General features: G+C 46.7%; 16 protein-coding genes and 2 tRNA genes. 11 read left to right on the forward strand and 7 right to left on the reverse strand.

Features of this window, described 5'->3' with window-relative positions; translation table 11 throughout:
- The first annotated feature begins 17 nt into the window (after window positions 1–17).
- Window positions 18–94 (forward strand) — tRNA-Asp (locus BMX14_RS10310).
- A 7-nt stretch (window positions 95–101) separates the two neighbouring features.
- Window positions 102–177 (forward strand) — tRNA-Trp (locus BMX14_RS10315).
- Window positions 178–292: 115 nt separating this feature from the next.
- On the opposite strand, the gene hdfR is transcribed toward BMX14_RS10315, so the two are convergent.
- The gene (hdfR, locus tag BMX14_RS10320) at window positions 293–1,117 is read right to left on the reverse strand and encodes an HTH-type transcriptional regulator HdfR (RefSeq protein ID WP_092676468.1); all 825 of its coding nucleotides are present in this window, start codon (window positions 1,115–1,117) and stop codon (window positions 293–295) included.
- A 121-nt stretch (window positions 1,118–1,238) separates the two neighbouring features.
- Between hdfR and BMX14_RS10325 the strand changes: the two genes are divergently transcribed.
- Window positions 1,239–1,577, forward strand: a complete 339-nt coding sequence (locus tag BMX14_RS10325; RefSeq protein WP_092676471.1) for a DUF413 domain-containing protein — start codon at window positions 1,239–1,241, stop codon at window positions 1,575–1,577.
- A 30-nt stretch (window positions 1,578–1,607) separates the two neighbouring features.
- Here the strand turns inward: BMX14_RS10325 and BMX14_RS10330 are convergent, their stop codons facing one another.
- On the reverse strand, window positions 1,608–3,119 hold the full coding sequence (locus BMX14_RS10330) for a YifB family Mg chelatase-like AAA ATPase (protein WP_092676474.1): 1,512 nt from the start codon (window positions 3,117–3,119) through the stop codon (window positions 1,608–1,610).
- A 271-nt stretch (window positions 3,120–3,390) separates the two neighbouring features.
- On the opposite strand from BMX14_RS10330, the gene ilvL reads away from it, so the two are divergent.
- The 6 genes from ilvL (at window position 3,391) to ilvA (ending at window position 9,948) form a co-directional block, all read left to right on the forward strand.
- On the forward strand, window positions 3,391–3,489 hold the full coding sequence (ilvL, locus tag BMX14_RS10335; protein WP_092676477.1) for an ilv operon leader peptide: 99 nt from the start codon (window positions 3,391–3,393) through the stop codon (window positions 3,487–3,489).
- A 147-nt stretch (window positions 3,490–3,636) separates the two neighbouring features.
- Window positions 3,637–5,283 (forward strand): acetolactate synthase 2 catalytic subunit, encoded by a 1,647-nt coding sequence (gene ilvG / locus BMX14_RS10340; RefSeq protein WP_092676480.1) that lies wholly within the window; start codon window positions 3,637–3,639, stop codon window positions 5,281–5,283.
- Window positions 5,280–5,537, forward strand: a complete 258-nt coding sequence (gene ilvM, locus BMX14_RS10345; protein WP_092676483.1) for an acetolactate synthase 2 small subunit — start codon at window positions 5,280–5,282, stop codon at window positions 5,535–5,537. Before ilvG ends, ilvM begins: the two co-directional genes overlap by 4 nt.
- A gap of 16 nt (window positions 5,538–5,553) precedes the next feature.
- On the forward strand, window positions 5,554–6,483 hold the full coding sequence (locus tag BMX14_RS10350) for a branched-chain amino acid transaminase (RefSeq protein ID WP_092676486.1): 930 nt from the start codon (window positions 5,554–5,556) through the stop codon (window positions 6,481–6,483).
- A 62-nt stretch (window positions 6,484–6,545) separates the two neighbouring features.
- On the forward strand, window positions 6,546–8,396 hold the full coding sequence (ilvD, locus tag BMX14_RS10355) for a dihydroxy-acid dehydratase (protein WP_092676489.1): 1,851 nt from the start codon (window positions 6,546–6,548) through the stop codon (window positions 8,394–8,396).
- 4 nt (window positions 8,397–8,400) lie between these two features.
- The gene (ilvA, locus tag BMX14_RS10360; protein ID WP_092676492.1) at window positions 8,401–9,948 is read left to right on the forward strand and encodes a threonine ammonia-lyase, biosynthetic; all 1,548 of its coding nucleotides are present in this window, start codon (window positions 8,401–8,403) and stop codon (window positions 9,946–9,948) included.
- On the opposite strand, the gene ilvY is transcribed toward ilvA, so the two are convergent.
- A complete protein-coding gene (gene ilvY, locus BMX14_RS10365; protein ID WP_092676823.1) occupies window positions 9,949–10,833 on the reverse strand; it encodes an HTH-type transcriptional activator IlvY in 885 nt (294 codons plus the stop codon).
- Between the two features lie 155 nt (window positions 10,834–10,988).
- On the opposite strand from ilvY, the gene ilvC reads away from it, so the two are divergent.
- Window positions 10,989–12,467, forward strand: a complete 1,479-nt coding sequence (gene ilvC, locus BMX14_RS10370; RefSeq protein ID WP_092676495.1) for a ketol-acid reductoisomerase — start codon at window positions 10,989–10,991, stop codon at window positions 12,465–12,467.
- A gap of 873 nt (window positions 12,468–13,340) precedes the next feature.
- Here ilvC and BMX14_RS10375 read toward each other — a convergent pair.
- From BMX14_RS10375 to BMX14_RS10390, 4 genes are all read right to left on the reverse strand, one after another.
- The gene (locus BMX14_RS10375; RefSeq protein ID WP_092676498.1) at window positions 13,341–13,796 is read right to left on the reverse strand and encodes a GNAT family N-acetyltransferase; all 456 of its coding nucleotides are present in this window, start codon (window positions 13,794–13,796) and stop codon (window positions 13,341–13,343) included.
- Window positions 13,797–14,298: 502 nt separating this feature from the next.
- Window positions 14,299–15,618 (reverse strand): MFS transporter, encoded by a 1,320-nt coding sequence (locus BMX14_RS10380; protein ID WP_092676501.1) that lies wholly within the window; start codon window positions 15,616–15,618, stop codon window positions 14,299–14,301.
- Window positions 15,619–15,837: 219 nt separating this feature from the next.
- Window positions 15,838–16,848: an inner membrane protein YhjD gene (yhjD, locus tag BMX14_RS10385; protein ID WP_092676504.1), complete on the reverse strand. Its 1,011-nt coding sequence runs from the start codon at window positions 16,846–16,848 to the stop codon at window positions 15,838–15,840.
- Window positions 16,849–16,903: 55 nt separating this feature from the next.
- A complete protein-coding gene (locus BMX14_RS10390) occupies window positions 16,904–18,394 on the reverse strand; it encodes an aminotransferase-like domain-containing protein (protein WP_092676507.1) in 1,491 nt (496 codons plus the stop codon).
- Between the two features lie 141 nt (window positions 18,395–18,535).
- On the opposite strand from BMX14_RS10390, the gene BMX14_RS10395 reads away from it, so the two are divergent.
- Complete coding sequence (locus BMX14_RS10395; RefSeq protein ID WP_092676510.1) at window positions 18,536–19,120, forward strand: LysE family translocator; 585 nt, start codon at window positions 18,536–18,538, stop codon at window positions 19,118–19,120.
- Window positions 19,121–19,145: the final 25 nt, after the last annotated feature.

The following is a 19,145-nucleotide window of genomic DNA, read 5'->3' on the forward strand; positions in this document are numbered from 1 at the left end:
TTTGAGACAGAATCGGTGGAGCGGTAGTTCAGTTGGTTAGAATACCTGCCTGTCACGCAGGGGGTCGCGGGTTCGAGCCCCGTCCGTTCCGCCACCTTTTTAGGGGCGTAGTTCAATTGGTAGAGCACCGGTCTCCAAAACCGGGTGTTGGGGGTTCGAGTCCCTCCGCCCCTGCCAGAAAGTAAAATCCTTTACAGATGTAAAGGATTTTTTTTTGCCTAAAATCTACGTATTTCTACGTTACCTCAGTCAAAAAGGTGTTATCCGCCTTTCGACGTCTAACACCTACTCCCTAACTAATACTGACAGGTACATCTATTAACTGTTTTAATTCTTGCAGATGATCACTATTTTGTAGCCAAACTGCGTAAAGCGTTCTCGGAATCAACGGTGAGTTTTCAACTTTAATAAGGTCCGGATACCGTTGATCCCAGTAGTCAGGCAAAAAAGCGCAGCTATTAGTCGAGCCAAGTAATTCTCGCGCTATGTTGGCAGAGGTCGTTGTCAAAAGATATGAGTCATTGATCTCTGCGAGATACTCATCATGGTATTGGAAGTCTGCACCCCATTCGACTTTTATGTAGCGATTTTTCTCACCTTCAATACTGTTCTTCGAACGGAATAAAGCCAAATTCAATGAACCTATAGGTTGGCTGGCTAGTTCGTCCATTTTCGGCGCTTCAGTCGTTATGAGTAAGTCTAGTTGGCGCTCATGTATCTGTTTTACTAATAAGTGTCGCTGTGCGACCCTTGCTTCGATATGGAGCTCGTCATACTCTGTATAGAGTGATTTCAGCCAATTGGTTAGATAGCCCTCCCATAAGGCTGTACTGGCCCCTACAGACAGCTCATGGTGTTGTAAGGCTAATGCGACATCTTTCTTTGCCTGAGCCCATGTCGACATCAGTGCGTCGGCGTAGGGCCTTAGCTTCTCGCCTGCAGTCGTCAATCTGATATTATTGCGATGGCGGGTAAATAAGCTGACTCCTAGCTGGTTTTCGAGCTGTCTAATTCGAAAACTTACCGCCGATTGTGTGAGATATAATGCTTCAGCAGCACGACCAAAGTGTCGTGTACGACTGACTTCCAAGAAAGTTTTCAGTAATTCAGTGTCCAAAGTACATCTCCAAAAAAATTTATCGTATCAATTTAAATCTTTTGTTTTACACTTTGTCAAGCCTAACTAATACTCCGCGGCATGAACCACACAGCTATTAATAGAAGCAGGAGCGTGTTATATGGCGGAAAGCTTTGTAACTACCCACCGTTTTTTTGATAATAAGCATTACCCACGTGGATTCTCCCGTCATGGAGATTTTACGATTAAAGAAGCTCAATTATTAGAACGTCACGGTTTTGCGATGAATGAGCTCGATCTCGCAAAGCGTGAGCCGGCTAACGAAGAAGAGAAACAGTTTGTTGAAGTATGTCGCGGACAACGTCCTGCAGAGACTGAAGCAGAAAAAGTATGGTCTAAGTATATGGCTCGCATTAAGCGACCTAAACGTTTTCATACCTTATCCGGCGGTAAGCCACAAATGGATGCGGTTGAAGATTATAGCGATAGCGACGATTGATAGGAGGGCTCACCAAGGTGGGCCCTTTTTTTATTGGTACATCTGCGTGAGGTATTGAACGATACGTTCAGTATATCGATAACTTAATGCCTCCTGTAAGGTTTCTCTAGTTATCTCAAGCTCACCTTTCAGGTCGGTAATCGTTCGCGCCACTCTTAATATGTGGTGGTAAGTTCTATGGGAAAGCGATAATCGATGTAGACAATCTTTTAACCAATCGCCATCCTCTGGTGTTAACTGACAATAGCGTCTGATTGCGCTGTAATCGAGCAAAGCATTCTCTACACCTTGTCGCTTAATCTGACGTGCTCTTGCCAAGCTAATTCGAGATCTGACCGTTCGACTAGGCTCATTATCGAGTGACGTTGAGCCGTCCAATGGGGCTGGAACCTCTACAGAAAGTTGAAATCGGTCGATTAACGCGGCAGAAAGTATCTCTACGCTTTTCCCCAGAGCACTTCTAGTATTCTTAGCCTTCAATTCTGGCGGGGCATAGCAATAGGGAAGGTTCGTTGCTGCCACTAATTGAAATCTGGCGGGATAGATAACCTGTCTCCCCGCGCGTGATAGCAGAACATAGCCTTGCTCCAATGGTGTTCTTAAGGCATCTAAAGTTTTCTTATCGAACTCCAATAGTTCGTCTAAAAAGAGTATTCCCCGATGGGCGAGTGTAATTTCACCTGGCGATTCGGGATGAGTACTCCCGATTAATCCAGCCGCTGTAATGCTATGGTGTGGGCTTCTAAAAGGACGAGACAAAGGCTGCTCTAGATGACTTTTAGATAAGTTTTCCACTTGGGCAATAGCAATCTTTTCTTCAAGTGTCAGCTCGGGCAGTATGCTGGGCAGACAACGAGCGAGTGTTGTTTTTCCCGTACCGGGAGGGCCAACCATTAATATACTGTGCCCGCCAGCGGCCGCAATCTCCAAGGCGCGTTTAGCGTGATGCTGGCCAACGATGGTCTGTAAATCAATACTCGGGGACTCAGGTTTTTTTGTTGAAACCATCAGTTTTTTAGACGATAAAATGACCTCGTCTTCAAGATAGTGGCAAACTTGCCGAAGGTTCTCTGCATAACGAACAGTACCAGCAGTAAAAATCAACTCTGGTGAAAAGAGTTGTTGAGCGATAATAATTTGATGTTTTGCATCGGCAGCCGCAAGAATAGCCGAAATAGCGCCCTTACAACTGGTCAGTGAACCATCGAGTGAGAGCCCTGCATAAAATTCCACGTTACCATGACGTTTTAACTGGACCTGTCCTGAAGCGATAAGGATCGCGAGGGCTATGGGTAAGTCATAGCCATTTGTGTCACTGAGACGAGGGCTAGGCGTCAGGCTTAGGGTTATTTTTCTCGTGGGGAAATGATAACCACTATTTTGCACTGCACTACGCACTCGCGCCCTTATACCACGAGAAGTGCTATCAGAAAGTCCGATCAAGATAAATCCGGGTAGACCCTGGCTGATATCAATCTCAACAGTGACCAGTGTGGCATTCATTCCCACGACATAACGAGTGCAAACTTCCGCAAGTGGCATGATCGTTTCCTCCTCACAGAAGTATGCTTAAAATAAACAGCTCTTCTATCACTCAGATCCTTCATTACGAGTCTCGTCGATAAATTAAGTAACAATTGCAGATTATTTGTTTTTTTATGGAATTTAACTTTTAATTAATATTTATCATGGAGTTATCTGAATCTAATGATAATCGCATTCGGTTGTTAATTAAAAAAACATTGCATCATAGCTAAAAACTATGATAACTCTGTAGGTATTGATTCGATTAAGATGAATATCTGAACTGATTATGAAAGCCCTTTTACGAGTGATTAGCCTTATTCTCATTAGCGTGGTGGTGATTCTTCTCCCATCCTGCGGGGCTGCGTTCGGAAGAGAAAAGGCTTAAAAATCAAGTCATAATCTAAAGAAAACCCCCGCACTTAATAGTCCGGGGGTTTTTTTTTGGTCCAAACACAACAAAATAATAAAATCTGAGGCGACAGAATTTCCAGCATAAAATTCTGTATAACCCAAAAAAGGCAGAGGTTTAGTAATGACTGGAGCGCAATGGGTAGTTCATGCCCTGAAAGGGCAAGGAATTAAGACGGTATTTGGCTACCCCGGTGGGGCAATCATGCCTGTGTACGATGCCTTATACGACGGTGGAGTTGAACATTTATTATGCCGGCACGAGCAAGGGGCGGTAATCGCGGCAATTGGTTTTGCGCGCGCCACTGGAAAAACCGGCGTCTGCATTGCGACATCGGGGCCGGGAGCGACTAATCTCATTACGGGTCTGGCTGATGCCATGATGGATTCAGTCCCAATTGTCGCCATCACAGGCCAAGTCTCTTCGGCGGTGATTGGTACTGACGCCTTCCAAGAAATCGATGTACTCGGGCTTTCTCTGGCTTGTACTAAGCATAGCTTCATGGTTCAAAGTGCTGAAGAGTTACCGCAAGTTCTGGCGGATGCCTTTGCGATTGCTCAATCAGGCCGTCCCGGTCCTGTATTAGTCGACATCCCTAAGGATATTCAACTGGGCGCTGCCGATTTTCAGCCGGTCCTCAGCGCGGTATCTCAAGACAACGCCTCTTTCCTAGGTTCGCTCGACGCCGCAAAGGATTTACTCCACAAGGCAAAGAAACCGATCGTTTATGTCGGCGGTGGCGTAGGTATGGCTGGCGCGGTCACCGAGCTAAGAGCCTTTTTATCAGCCACCTCACTGCCTTCAGTGTGTACGTTGAAGGGACTGGGGACAGTCCCCCATAAAGAGCCTACCTACTTAGGAATGCTGGGTATGCATGGTAGTAAGGCGGCAAATTTAGCGGTACAGGAAAGTGACTTACTGATTGCTATTGGCGCGCGTTTTGATGATCGCGTTACGGGAAAGCTCGATACCTTTGCCCCACATGCTGCAGTTATCCATATCGATATCGATCCGGCAGAACTCAATAAATTACGTCGGGCACACGTGGGGTTACAGGGAAGCATTGCGGCGATATTGCCCGAGTTGACAATGACATTATCGATCGGTTCTTGGGTAGCACATGTCGCAGAACTGAAGAGCGATACTGCGCCAAATTACGATCATCCCGGTGCACCAATTTTCGCCCCAGCGCTACTTAAGAAACTGGCTGAAAAAATGCCACACAGTGCAGTGGTCACAACCGATGTTGGCCAACACCAGATGTGGGCAGCACAACATATGTTTTTCAACCAGCCGGAAAACTTCATTACATCAAGTGGGCTAGGCACAATGGGGTTTGGCTTACCTGCAGCGATTGGGGCCCAAGTCGCTCGCCCTGAAGATACCGTGATCTGTGTGTCGGGTGATGGGTCGATCATGATGAATATTCAAGAGCTGGGAACCATAAAGCGCAAGCAGTTACCGGTCAAAATTCTGCTGTTGGATAATCAGCGACTGGGGATGGTACGTCAGTGGCAAGAACTGTTCTTCGAAGAACGTTATAGCGAAACATTGCTGACCGATAATCCGGATTTCCTGATGCTCGCTCGCGCTTTTGATATCCCTGGCAAAAGTATTAGTAAAAAGGATGAGATCGACGCGGCACTTGATGAATTTTTAAATGCACCGACCGCTTATTTTTTACATATTCAGATTGATGAAAACGAAAATGTTTGGCCTCTCGTCCCACCGGGTGCGAGTAACACTAATATGATGGAGAAAAGCGCATGAATCAGCATCAACTCACTATCGCCGCAAGTCATCGTCCTGAAGTATTAGAGCGCATCTTACGGGTGGTACGCCATCGTGGATTTGAAATTAAAACCATGCAAATGGCACAAACTCTGGGGCCCGAGCAGATTAATATCGAAATGACAGTCGCCAGCCACCGTGGTATTGAGTTACTTTCGACACAGCTGACTAAATTAATCGACGTAAACAGCGTTAACGTCACACATAATAAAACACAACAAATACGTGCATAATCGTAAGGGACAGACAATGAGTACAAAAAAAGCAGAATTCATTTGGTTTAATGGCGAAATGGTTAAATGGGAAGAGGCTAAAATCAGCGTTATGTCTCACGCCCTGCATTACGGCACTTCCGTATTCGAAGGCGTCCGGTGCTACGATTCGCACAAAGGCCCAGTGGTTTTCCGCCATCGTGAACATATGCAACGCCTACACGATTCCGCCAAGATTTACCGTTTCCCTATCACGCAGTCTGTCGACGAGTTAATGACAGCATGCCGTGAGGTGCTACGTAAAAATAATTTAAAAAGCGCCTATATTCGTCCCTTAGCCTTTGTTGGGGATGTGGGCCTAGGGGTAAACCCGCCAGAAGGTTTCAGTATGGACGTCATCATTGCAGCCTTTCCATGGGGAGCTTACTTAGGTGCGGAAGCCTTAGAACAAGGTATTGATGCGATGGTTTCCTCTTGGAACCGTGTTGCGCCGAATACTCTTCCTACTGCAGCGAAGGCTGGTGGGAACTACCTATCTTCATTACTGGTAGGGAGTGAAGCTCGTCGTCATGGTTATCAAGAAGGCATCGCCTTAGATACTCAAGGTTATATTTCTGAAGGGGCGGGTGAAAACTTATTCGAAGTTAAAGAGGGTGTTTTGTTTACGCCACCATTTACCTCTTCGGCGCTGCCGGGTATCACTCGCGACGCTATTATCACCCTAGCAAAATCAATGGGTATTGAAGTGCGTGAGCAAGTGCTGTCTCGCGAGTCACTTTACTTAGCTGATGAAGTCTTCATGTCTGGTACAGCTGCAGAAATTACCCCGGTGAGAAGCGTGGACGGCATTACCGTTGGTGCAGGTAAACGTGGACCTGTGACCGAGCGCATCCAACAAGCCTTCTTCGGGTTATTCACCGGTGAGACGGAAGACAAATGGGGCTGGTTAGATCCGGTCAACGCATAACCTTATTCATTTTATAACGGGCATGATGTGCCCGTTTTGCTGTTATTTGGAGTAGATTGAGCATGCCTAAGTACCGTTCTGCAACCACCACCCATGGCCGTAATATGGCTGGCGCTCGTGCCCTATGGCGCGCAACTGGAATGACCGATGATGATTTTGGTAAGCCTATTATCGCCGTCGTAAACTCCTTCACCCAATTCGTCCCGGGCCATGTCCATTTACGGGATCTCGGTAAACTGGTCGCGGAACAGATCGAAGCGGCGGGCGGCGTGGCGAAAGAATTTAATACCATTGCCGTCGATGATGGGATCGCGATGGGGCATGGAGGAATGCTCTATTCCTTACCTTCGCGCGAACTTATTGCTGATTCTGTTGAATATATGGTTAATGCCCACTGCGCTGATGCCATGGTATGTATATCAAACTGCGACAAAATCACCCCAGGGATGTTAATGGCGTCAATGCGCCTAAATATTCCCGTCATTTTTGTCTCGGGTGGCCCGATGGAAGCGGGTAAAACGAAGCTTTCTGATCAAATCATTAAGCTCGATTTGGTTGATGCGATGATTCAAGGCGCCAACCCTAATGTGAGTGATGCCGACAGTGAACAGATTGAGCGCTCGGCTTGCCCAACCTGTGGGTCATGTTCAGGAATGTTCACTGCCAACTCAATGAACTGTCTGACCGAAGCTTTAGGACTTTCACAACCCGGTAATGGTTCGCTTTTAGCGACGCATGCCGATCGTGAGCAGTTATTTATTAACGCGGGTAAACGTATTGTTAGTTTGACTAAGCGCTATTACGAGCAAGACGATAGCAGTGCTTTACCTCGTAATATTGCGTCGAAAGCGGCATTTGAAAATGCGATGACGCTAGATATCGCGATGGGGGGTTCCACAAATACCGTATTACACTTACTTGCGGCGGCAAAAGAAGGGGATATTGATTTTGATATTTCCGATATTGATCGTTTATCTCGCCAAGTCCCGCACCTTTGTAAAGTTGCACCAAGCACCCCAAAATATCATATGGAAGATGTACACCGCGCAGGAGGGGTCATCGGTATCCTTGGTGAGCTTGATCGTGCCGGACTATTGAAAACCGATGTGCCGAATGTATTGGGCTCGACGCTGAAAGAGACCTTAGCGCAGTATGACATCATGCTGACTCAGGATGAGGCGATCAAAACCATGTACCGTGCAGGTCCTGCGGGGATTCGTACTACTAAAGCGTTTTCACAATCTTGCCGTTGGGACACGCTCGATGACGATCGCCAAAACGGCTGTATCCGCGAGCGCCAATATGCCTTCTCACAGGATGGCGGACTCGCGGTACTCTACGGTAACTTAGCAGAGAAAGGGTGTATCGTTAAAACTGCGGGCGTAGATGAAGAAATTTTGACCTTCCGTGGTCCAGCGAAAGTTTACGAAAGCCAAGATGATGCGGTCGAAGCAATCCTCGGCGGTAAAGTTATTGCGGGCGATGTGGTCGTTATCCGCTACGAAGGTCCCAAAGGCGGACCGGGCATGCAAGAGATGCTCTACCCAACTACCTACTTGAAATCGATGGGACTGGGCAAACAATGCGCCTTAATTACCGACGGTCGTTTCTCTGGCGGCACCTCTGGGTTATCGATTGGCCACGTCTCACCCGAAGCAGCGAGTGGCGGCATTATCGCGCTGGTGGAAGAAGGCGATATGATTTCGATTAATATTCCACAACGTGGGATTACGTTAGATATTAGCGATGCAGAACTCGCAGAGCGCCAAGCCGTACAAGTTCAGCGTGGAGAGCAAGCTTACACGCCAAAAAATCGTGAGCGTGAAGTCTCGTTCGCATTACGTGCCTACGCATCCTTAGCAACCAGTGCTGACCAGGGTGCGGTGCGTGATAAGAGTAAACTTGGGGGATAAGTCGATGGCGACAGCTAAACCCTTGCCTGCTGAGCCATCAGCAGGCGAATATCTTCACGCCATCCTGCGGTCTCCGGTGTACGATGTTGCACAGGTCACTCCGCTACAAGTGATGAATAAGCTTTCAGATCGTTTGGGTAATACCATCTTGGTCAAGCGTGAAGACCGTCAGCCCGTGCATAGTTTTAAACTGCGCGGGGCTTATGCCATGATTGCGGGACTCAGTGAAGAGCAGAAAGCTCGTGGTGTGGTGACGGCCTCAGCAGGAAACCATGCACAAGGTGTTGCACTTTCGGCCGCAAAATTAGGTATCAAATCGAAAATAGTGATGCCGCTGGCGACAGCGGATATCAAAGTCGATGCGGTGCGTGATTTTGGCGGAGAAGCACTATTACATGGTGCTAACTTCGACGAGGCGAAAGCGAAAGCAATCGAGCTTGCAGCGGATCATGGCCTTACATTTATTCCTCCCTTCGATCATCCTTCAGTCATCGCTGGACAGGGCACCCTAGGTATGGAGCTGCTGCAGCAAGATGCCCACTTGGACCGTATTTTCGTGCCGGTGGGTGGCGGTGGTCTTGCAGCCGGAGTGGCTGTCTTGATTAAACAGCTGATGCCTGAAATAAAAGTCATTGCTGTTGAGGCCAGCGACTCCGCTTGCTTGGCGGCTGCGCTGGAAGCCGGGCATCCCGTTGAGCTACCGCGCGTAGGGCTCTTTGCCGAAGGGGTGGCAGTTAAACGTATTGGTAGCGAAACCTTCCGTTTATGTGAGCAATACATTGATGACATCGTGACGGTCGACAGTGATGCTATCTGTGCAGCGATGAAAGATCTGTTCGAAGATGTACGGGCGGTCGCGGAGCCTTCTGGTGCGTTAGCCTTAGCGGGAATGAAGAAATATATTCAACAGCATGGCATCGAAGGGGAACGCTTAGCGCATGTCCTCTCTGGTGCGAATGTTAATTTCCATGGCTTACGCTATGTCTCTGAACGCTGCGAGTTAGGCGAGCAACGTGAGGCCCTCTTGGCGGTGACGATCCCAGAACAGCAAGGGAGTTTCCTTACCTTTTGCCAAACGTTAGGTGGCCGCTCAATCACTGAATTTAACTACCGTTATGCCGACGAAGGGAAAGCCTGTATTTTCGTCGGGGTCAGATTGACGCGGGGCGATGAAGAGCGCAAAGAGATCGTTACTCAACTCCAAAACCATGGCTATCAAGTCGTTGACCTTTCTGATGATGAAATGGCTAAGTTGCATTTACGCTACATGGTGGGTGGACGTCCAAGTAAAGCCCTAGAAGAACGCCTCTTCAGTTTTGAGTTCCCTGAGTCACCCGGTGCATTACTCAAGTTTTTGGAGACGCTAGGGACTCATTGGAATATCTCATTGTTTCACTATCGCAGCCATGGCACCGATTATGGGCGAGTCTTAGCCGGATTCGAACAAAACCCGCGAGAAACGGATTTTGAACCCCACCTCGATGCATTGGGGTATGCGTATCACGACGAAACAGAAAATCCTGCATTTAAATTCTTCTTAGCAGGCCAGTAATTAGAGAAGATTCCAAAAAGCATCAATCAGCGGCTCTCGTAGCCGCTGTTTTTGTACACAAATCCCCAATTCTAAGGGCGCCCCTAAATCTTCACCCTCTAGCATCATGATCCGGTTACGGACCATCTCAGGACTGTTTTCAATCACCACCGCTGGAAGCAGCGCGACTCCGCAGCCAAGTGCAACCATGGAGACAATTGCCTCATGTCCAGCGACAGTCGCGTAGATTATCGGGTTTGGCATACGTTGGCGGCGAAACCACAGATCGATACTACGTCTAACAGGCCCCTGCTCAGGAATAATAAAAGGAATTTCCTGCCAGTTACGCGTTTCATGATTCATCGCCAACTGACGTACAGGGCAAGGGAGTGCAGGGGCGATCATGACAAGAGGTAATGTGGCGAGAGGGGTAAAATCAATCCCGCTTGGTAGTGAGAGAGGCTTACCTGCAATAGACACATCGGCATGACCGGAGCTGACAATCTCCACGGCATCAGCAGGATCGCCAGTGAATAATTTGATTTCGACCTGTGGGTGGACGACTCTAAACCGATCTAATATTGGTGGTAAATGGCTGTAGGCGGCAGTGACTGAACAGAAAATTTTCAACTCTCCGCTCAGCGATGGGCTATCGACCGCCATCGCATGTTTCAGCTGTTGATATTGCAATAACGTTTGCTGAGCAAACACTTTTAATTGCTCGCCCGCTTCGGTGAGAGACACCGAGCGATTGTCTCGCAGAAATAATGGATAACCTAGCTCATCTTCTAAGCGTTGGATCTGTCGAGAAAGCGTTGAAGGGCTGACATGCATTGCTCGAGATGTTTGCCCGAAATGGCAAGACTCAGCCAAATGGAGAAACAATTTTAAATCGCGTAAATCCATCATCATCATGCCTTTTAATGTTGCGTTAACTGCAATGTAATATTGTTAATATATCAATTTAAGCAATGCATTTCCTGTCATATGATGGGGTCATAATGAAACGAGAGACGTTTCAATAATTACACAAAATATGCACAACATTATCTGGAGTATTCATGGCTAACTATTTTAATACGCTGAACTTACGTAATCAGCTGGCGCAATTAGGCAAATGTCGTTTTATGTCTCGTGAAGAGTTTGCTGATGAAGCTAACTACCTGAAAGGCAAGAAAGTCGTTATCGTGGGCTGTGGTGCGCAAGGCTTAAACCAAGGGTTAAATATGCGCGACTCTGGATTAAATGTTGCTTATGCACTGCGTCAAGAAGCTATCGATGAGAAACGCGCATCATGGCGTAAAGCTTCAGATAATGGATTTAAGGTCGGGACTTATGAAGAGTTAGTCCCTGAAGCGGATTTAGTGATTAACCTGACTCCAGACAAACAACACTCAGCAGTGGTACAAGCGGTTCAACCACTGATGAAAGAAGGTGCAGCGTTAGGGTATTCTCACGGTTTCAACATTGTTGAAGTGGGCGAAACGATCCGTAAAGATATCACTGTCGTTATGGTTGCACCGAAATGTCCAGGTACCGAAGTACGTGAAGAGTACAAACGCGGTTTCGGTGTCCCGACGCTATTAGCGGTACACCCAGAAAATGACCCGCAAAAAGAAGGTTTGGCGATTGCTAAAGCTTGGGCAGCTGCAACTGGCGGCCACCGTGCCGGTGTTTTAGAATCCTCTTTCGTTGCTGAAGTGAAATCCGATTTAATGGGCGAGCAAACTATCCTTTGCGGTATGCTGCAAGCGGGGTCAATTTTATGCTTCGATAAATTAGTGGCTGAAGGTACCGATGCGACCTACGCTGAAAAATTAATCCAGTTTGGTTGGGAAACCATCACCGAATCCCTGAAGTTTGGTGGCATCACCCTGATGATGGATCGTTTATCCAACCCAGCGAAATTACGTGCTTATGCACTTTCAGAGCAGCTGAAGACGTTAATGGCACCATTGTTCCAAAAACATATGGACGACATCATCTCTGGTGAGTTTTCATCCGGTATGATGGCCGATTGGGCCAACGATGATAAAGATCTCCTAACTTGGCGTGAAGAGACCGGCAAAACCGCTTTCGAGAATGCGGCACAGTTTGAAGGTAAGATTGCTGAGCAAGAATACTACGATCAAGGTGTCGTGATGGTCGCGATGGTTAAAGCGGGTGTTGAGTTAGCCTTCGAAACAATGGTTGATGCGGGCATCATCGAAGAGTCAGCGTATTACGAATCTCTTCACGAACTACCGTTAATTGCAAACACCATCGCACGTAAGCGTCTGTATGAAATGAACGTGGTTATTTCTGACACAGCAGAATACGGTAACTACCTATTTAGCTTTGCAGCAGTGCCATTATTAAAAGACTTTATGGCTAACTTGAAGCCAGGTGATTTAGGTAAGTCAGCGACAACAGATAATAACGTCGATAATGCACAATTACGTGAAGTGAACGAAGCCGTTCGTCACCACCCAATCGAAGAAGTGGGACGTAAACTACGCGGTTATATGACGGATATGAAGAGTATCGCTGTAGCAGGCTAATATCCAGTAGCATCGGACATCTCTTCGAAGCCCCTAGATTGTTTAACAATGTAGGGGCTTTTTTATTTCTGTAATAGAGCGCTTATTGTGGGGTGGGCGTGAGACCACGTTAAGGTAAATATACTTATCTGTTTTGCGATTACAGAAGTGGTCGTACAAATGACTTCGGAAGTGGTTGACGAGGGTTTTGCTACTTTCACCATATATAAAAGATACATGGCACCTTGGGTTGATGATTTACTAGGCTGGGATGAGCAATTTCAGTTTAACGGCTTCAAGGGGCATTTCTTGCAGGATAACGTTATATAAATCTTTATCGATGATGTGAAGGTTGGTATTGCCTGGATAGATAAAGAGGATGACTAAAAAAAGCTTTCGTTGTTAATAACCTTTAAAGAATACCAAGGTTATGAATATGAAGGTTAAGAATAAAAGGAATTTACCTTTATAATAGTACCTATTTTGAGTGTAACGACTTTATTAGCGGGATAGTCAATCTTTATCGTAATATGTGTAGGAAAGCGCACACTTCCTCTTATACTCAAACTACGGGAGTTAAACGCGAACGTTTTAGGTGGCTTCAATGAATTGAATATTTAAATCATCATGAGCCTTTTGCTGGGAAATTTCGACATCTTTGTTCAATTTTCGGTTATTATCTTACGGTTGAACGGACTTCTCAAGATTATGTGATACTACGTATAGCTACGTTAGAGGATACTCCCCAAAATATGGTTATTCCTATATCTGGTATTCGCATGATGCTTCATGGCTAAGAGGACATGAAGGAGTACCTCAATTTGATGAGGGGCAGCCTGTAATGAATCAGAACATCTCCGAGAGTCTCCCCCCCGTTAATGAGAGGAGTAGATGTCAAAGTACCAGTGTCATGTCTGTATGGGGTATCCCGTCTTCTAAATACTCTTTCGATGCAACTGAGAACCCAAACCTCTCATAAAAATTGATCAGGTGAGATTGAGCAGATAGTTGTACTGAATGGCAATTTTTATTACGTTTAAGATAATCAACTGTATTTTTTATTAGCTTAACTCCTAATTGTTGTCCTCTAAAAGAAGAATCAATAATAACTCGTCCGATTACTGATGGGGTATCAGCGGAACCACAATTAAGGATTCGTGAATAGGCTATACACTGACCTTCGTAAAGACCTCGAACATGGATTGAATCCTTATTTAAATCTAGCCCATCAATATCCTGATAATGGCAGGCTTGCTCGACTATAAATACCTTGTTACGTAGCAATAAAACAGCGTATAGGTCTTTGGCGATAATCTTATCGCCTGTCGTAAATTCCCATGTTATCTTCATATTTATTACCTACTATCATTACCCTAGAATAGGGTAAGCGTAATGCCACCCATGGCGGGTATATAAAATCACGAGTAGCGACCATCGTCTAGTTTACGTGCAATTTTATAAAATAAAACAGGGCTATTTAAGATAAGTACTCTTTTGCCTACCACCGCTATACCGCTCAGCGCCAACCCACCCTCAGCCTCCTAAATATGATACTTAGTTAGCCGAAACGAATAAAAATAATGTAACTGATTTATACATCTGGCGGGCCTTAGATTTGGTGCTTTAGGGTTTCAAAAAACGACTCTCTGCAAAGTGACCTGCAACCGTTGATCCTGTATGTCATCAGGATAAAACCAGATAAGCGCATGGGCAGTAGATTGACTAGCTAAAGGGAAGAGAAACTTTATATGGGCCCTTGCAGGAGTAATAATCAAAACTTCCATTGGGGAGGAGGATTTTTACTGCTGATCCACCCCCCCATACTGGGGGAATGATGTTAAGCACGGTGTGGCTAGAGCGTTGTATGCCTAGTCTCTTTGCTCATCAAGAGGGCGATTAACGTCAGTACAGCCATCGAGGCAAGATAAAGGCCTACGGCGAAAAGGCCCCAGTTGGCATTCAACCACGTCGCAATATAGGGCGCGGCAGAAGCACCTAATATTGATGCCAAGTTATAGGAGAAGGATGCCCCGGTGTAGCGTACCTCGGTGGGGAAGAGCTCGGGTAACAAAGCGCCCATAGGACCGAAGGTTAAACCCATAATGGTTAACCCCAGCGTCAGGAAGAGCATCACCCACCACTGTGAACCACTGGCCAAAATCGTGGGGAACAGTAAGGCGAACACGATGATCAATAGGGTAATGGCGATCATTGTAGGGCGACGACCGAAGCGATCCGCCAAGATCCCAGCAATAGGGATCGCGACACCAAATCCGATCACCGCCACCATCAACATCCATAAGAAACTATTTCGGGAAAAGCCCAGCCCTTGTGGCGCGGGTGTCGTTCCGTAGCTCATGGAATAAACCGTCATGATATAGAACAGGGTGTAGGTCGCCAGCATGATAAAAGTACCTAATACCATTGCGCGGAAGTGTTTCTTAAACAAGGTACTAATAGGCAGGCTGACGTGCTGCTGTGCGTGTTGAGCTTGGGTAAAGACAGGGCTTTCGTGCAACGATACCCTCACATACAGCCCGATAATGACAAGCACCGCGGACAGGATAAAGGGAACACGCCATCCCCACTGCATAAACTGCTGGTCAGTCAGCAACCATGACAACACTAAAAAGGTACCATTAGCAAAGAAAAAACCGATCGGTGCGCCCAGTTGTGGGAAGGAGCCGTACAACGCTCTTTTTTTGGTAGGTGCATTTTCCGTTGCGAGTAACGCCGCGCCACCCCATTCGCCACCCAGGCCTAAACCTTGACCAAATCGAGCCAGGGCCAGAAGGAGTGGCGCAGCAACACCGATGGTCTGATAGCTGGGAAGTAAGCCGATAATCACCGTAGAGACACCCATCGTCATTAATGAAGCAACCAATGTTGCTTTACGGCCAACTTTATCGCCGAAATGTCCAAAGAGTGCAGAGCCAATCGGGCGGGCGACGAAGGCAATAGCGAAGGTCGCTAACGATTGTAAGGTCGCAACCGTTGGATCGCCTTGCGGAAAGAAGATATGTGGAAAAACGATGACCGCTGCCGTGGCATAGATATAAAAATCGAAAAATTCAATTGCCGTACCGACTAAAGACGCGATGATCACTTTATTACGTGAATTGATTGGGGGGGCATGCTGAGCATATTCAGCCAGAGTTTCTGAAGTTTGCATAATTCCATTTTCTTATTTTATTTACATCGGAAAATCATATTACGCAGCCATACTCCACGGTTCAATTAACCGACACGTAGCCGCACAAGCCCTATAGAGAATAATGGTAGTAACACGACGTTATACAAACGAAGTTATAGGAAAATTGAGAGTAAGCTGGTGGGATACACTAAAAATAGGCTAAAAAAAATGGTTTATTTAATTTAGCCTATCGAAATATTAATGAGACGTTGGCGTGTTATCTTCTTCGTCAGAAGCTGGAGGGTTCGCTGTGGCGATCCATGCCGCACAGAACAGTGTTAAGCGGGCAAAGAAATAGAAGAAGGCCATTAATCCCAATACTGAACCAAATGCGGCGCCTGAAGGCGAAGAGGCTAATTTAGGTAAGGTAAAGGTCATAATAAACTTAATCAGTTCGAAACCTATTGCCGCTAACAAGGTGCCACGGAACAGGGCTTTTTTATGGGGCTTATGACGAGGAAGTATCCAGAAAATCCAAAGGAATATTAGATAGTTACAGCCTATTGATATACATAACGCGCTAACAGTAATCAGAGGACGTAACCAACTAATATGATCTAACCCTAACGCACTGATTAAGGTGGATTGTGCGGACCCGGCAATAGAGTTTAAGGAAACCGAGATCACTAGTGCGATCACTAATCCGGTTAACGAGACAAAATCGCGCAAGTATTTATGCCACATTTTCTCCTGATCTTTCGGTGCGCGTTCCCACACATCGCGGGACTGGGCGCGAATGGCTTCGCGCAGGTTACCCACCCAGCTAATTCCCGAATAAAGAGCCAGCAATAACCCCGTTATTCCCACAGTGGTACGCTGCTGAATAGCAGTATTGACGGTATTTTTCAGCGTTGAGGTCAGGGTTGGGTCACTAATACTATTGACGATTTTATCAATTAACTCTGAAAGTAATGCTTGGTTCGAGGCCAACACAAAGCCAAGTGCCGCAAAAGAAACCATCAAGATGGGAATTAATGACAGAAAGGAAAAGTAGGTGATTGCAGCACCGAATTGGCTTCCTAAGCGATCATTAAAACGCTCAATGGCCCGCAAAAAGTGGGCCACGGGTCTAAGAGAAGTAAACCAAATATAGAAGCGTGAAGCCTGCTTGATGGAGTGATCCACTGAGGCATTTCCCGTTTTGATGGGGATGACCGACGCTTCGTGGTCTTCGTTATCCTTCTTTGAATTATTTTTTGTCTCAACCATAAAAATTCCATCATTGTGGTTTGGGCGATAAAGGTCTTGTTTATTACAGTATAGCTTATGGTTCGCTGTTGCCTTCGCAGAGAGTCGTTGCACCGGTCATCTGAAAATCTTGCGGTGGGATCCCCGTCATCTCGCAAGCCAGTTCACCGGTACGACGCAGTGCATAACGGTAGCGCTCATCAAAAGGATAGCAGCAGGATAAGCGTAACGCATGGTGGTAGTGCTCGCTGAGTGAATAGAGAGAACCCGGTGTTACACAGATACGTTCATTCAATAACTGTTCGAATAAATCAACGGTATTAATTTTTCCCGGCAGCTCAGCCCAGAAAACGAAGCCGCCCATCGGCCGTGTCGCCTGTGTCCCTTCTGGAAAATAGCGCGAAATCATATCTCTGACCTTATCCATATTGCTGGCATAGCGCCTGCGCAGTGAGCGTAAGTGGTGGTCATACCCGCCATTAGCGATAAATTCGGCTAAGGTAGAGGTTAACAGAGCCGACTCGCCTAACGTGCTCAAGCCTTTCAGACGAGAGATCGCGTCATGAAAACGGCCCGCCATCATCCAGCCAATACGAAAATCCGGTGCCAGGGTTTTGGTAAAGCTGGTGCAGTAGATCACCCAACCTTCTTTATCGAAGCTTTTAACCGCCGGTGACTCGGGGGCATGAAATTGTAATTCGCTATAGATACCGTCTTCAATTATCGGTAATTGATAGTGTTGTGCTAACTGTGCCAATCGCTTTTTATCCGCGATAGCGGAAGTAAAACCTAATGGGTTATGAACCGTAGGGATGGTAATCAACGCGGAGATCCGCTTCTCTTTTAACATCAATTCAAGTACATCCATCTTGATCCCTTTTCGGGGATCGGTAGGGATCTCGACGGCTTTCAATCCCAGTTCAGCTAATAATGGAAAAAGGAAGAAGTAGGTTGGGCTTTCGACACCGATACAATCCCCGGGGGAGGTGATAACCCGCAAGGCTAATTGAATCGCTTCTGAACAGCCGTGAGTAATAATGATCTCCTCGGCAGAGAGGGACAAGCCCGAATAGAGGGCGCGTTTAGCAATTTGCTCGCGTAGCGGTTCGCCATTATTGGGTAGCGCATACTTAGCAATGATTTCAGGTTGTCTTCGTAATAGCGAAGCGGCAATTCTTGTCAGTTTAGCGGTGGGGAAAAAGTCCTCATGCTGAGGACAGGCGAGTGAAATATTGGTGTAAGCGGGATTACGCTGAGCGGCAAAAGCCGCTTCAATTAACGCCATTTTTTCTCGGCCTAATTCGCGAGGCTTTAACTGTCTTGGCGCGGAGGTGGCGACCTCTGCGAGCACACTCCGTACGTAAAATCCTGACTGAGGTCTCGCTTCCACCAACCCTCGATTTTCTAAGCGCTGCCATGCAGCGAGCACTGTGTTGACACTTACCTGATGCGTTTCAGCAACACGCCTAATAGCAGGTAGTCGCTGACCTGCCTTGATTTTTCCTTGATGGATTAAGGTTGCAAATTCGTCGGCAAGTTGCTGATAGCGAGTCGTGGCCTCTGTCATGGATACACCTAGTCATGGGTTTGATGGGTACAATTTACTATAACTAAAATTGTACTCATTACAATAAACCTTTTTTGTCTCTGTTACCCTTTTTACCGCTGAGGTAGCATAGCCTCACTCAATTTTTGCAGGACACTCATCATGCTTGATCCCTCTTACATTAGTTATGTCGTCGTTATGTCGGTCACACCGGGTCCAAATAATGTGATGTTGGCGACCTCTGGGGTTAATTATGGTTTGAAAAAGACCTTGCCCATGGTGCTAGGGATTATCGCGGGCTGTCTCGTACAACTGCTCTTTTCCATCTTAGCCTTTGAACAACTCTTACATTGGATGGCGATGATCCGTATACCGCTTACGCTATTAGGCAGTGGATACCTATTCTGGCTTGCATGGAAAATTTTTCGTTCTGCAGCCCCCGAACTCACGCAAGCTTCAACACCGATGAGTTTTTTCGGGGCGGTCTTATTTCAGGCGGTAAACCCTAAAGCATGGCTGATGTGTTTGAATGTCGCGCTGGTCTACGCTGCCGACATTCCGTTGAGTTGGATGTTGCTAAGCTATGGATCAATGACACTGCCTTGCGTCATTATTTGGGCGATGCTAGGCGATAAGATGAGTGGCTTGCTACAAGATGCCAGTAAACGCTGGGTATTCAATAGCGTGATGGCGCTAACTCTCGTGATGACAGCGAGTTGGATGCTGGGTGAAGTGATCATGGCATAGCGTAAGCGGCCTGCATAAAGCAGGC

Source organism: Rosenbergiella nectarea (assembly GCF_900111105.1).
GTDB lineage: Bacteria > Pseudomonadota > Gammaproteobacteria > Enterobacterales > Enterobacteriaceae > Rosenbergiella > Rosenbergiella nectarea.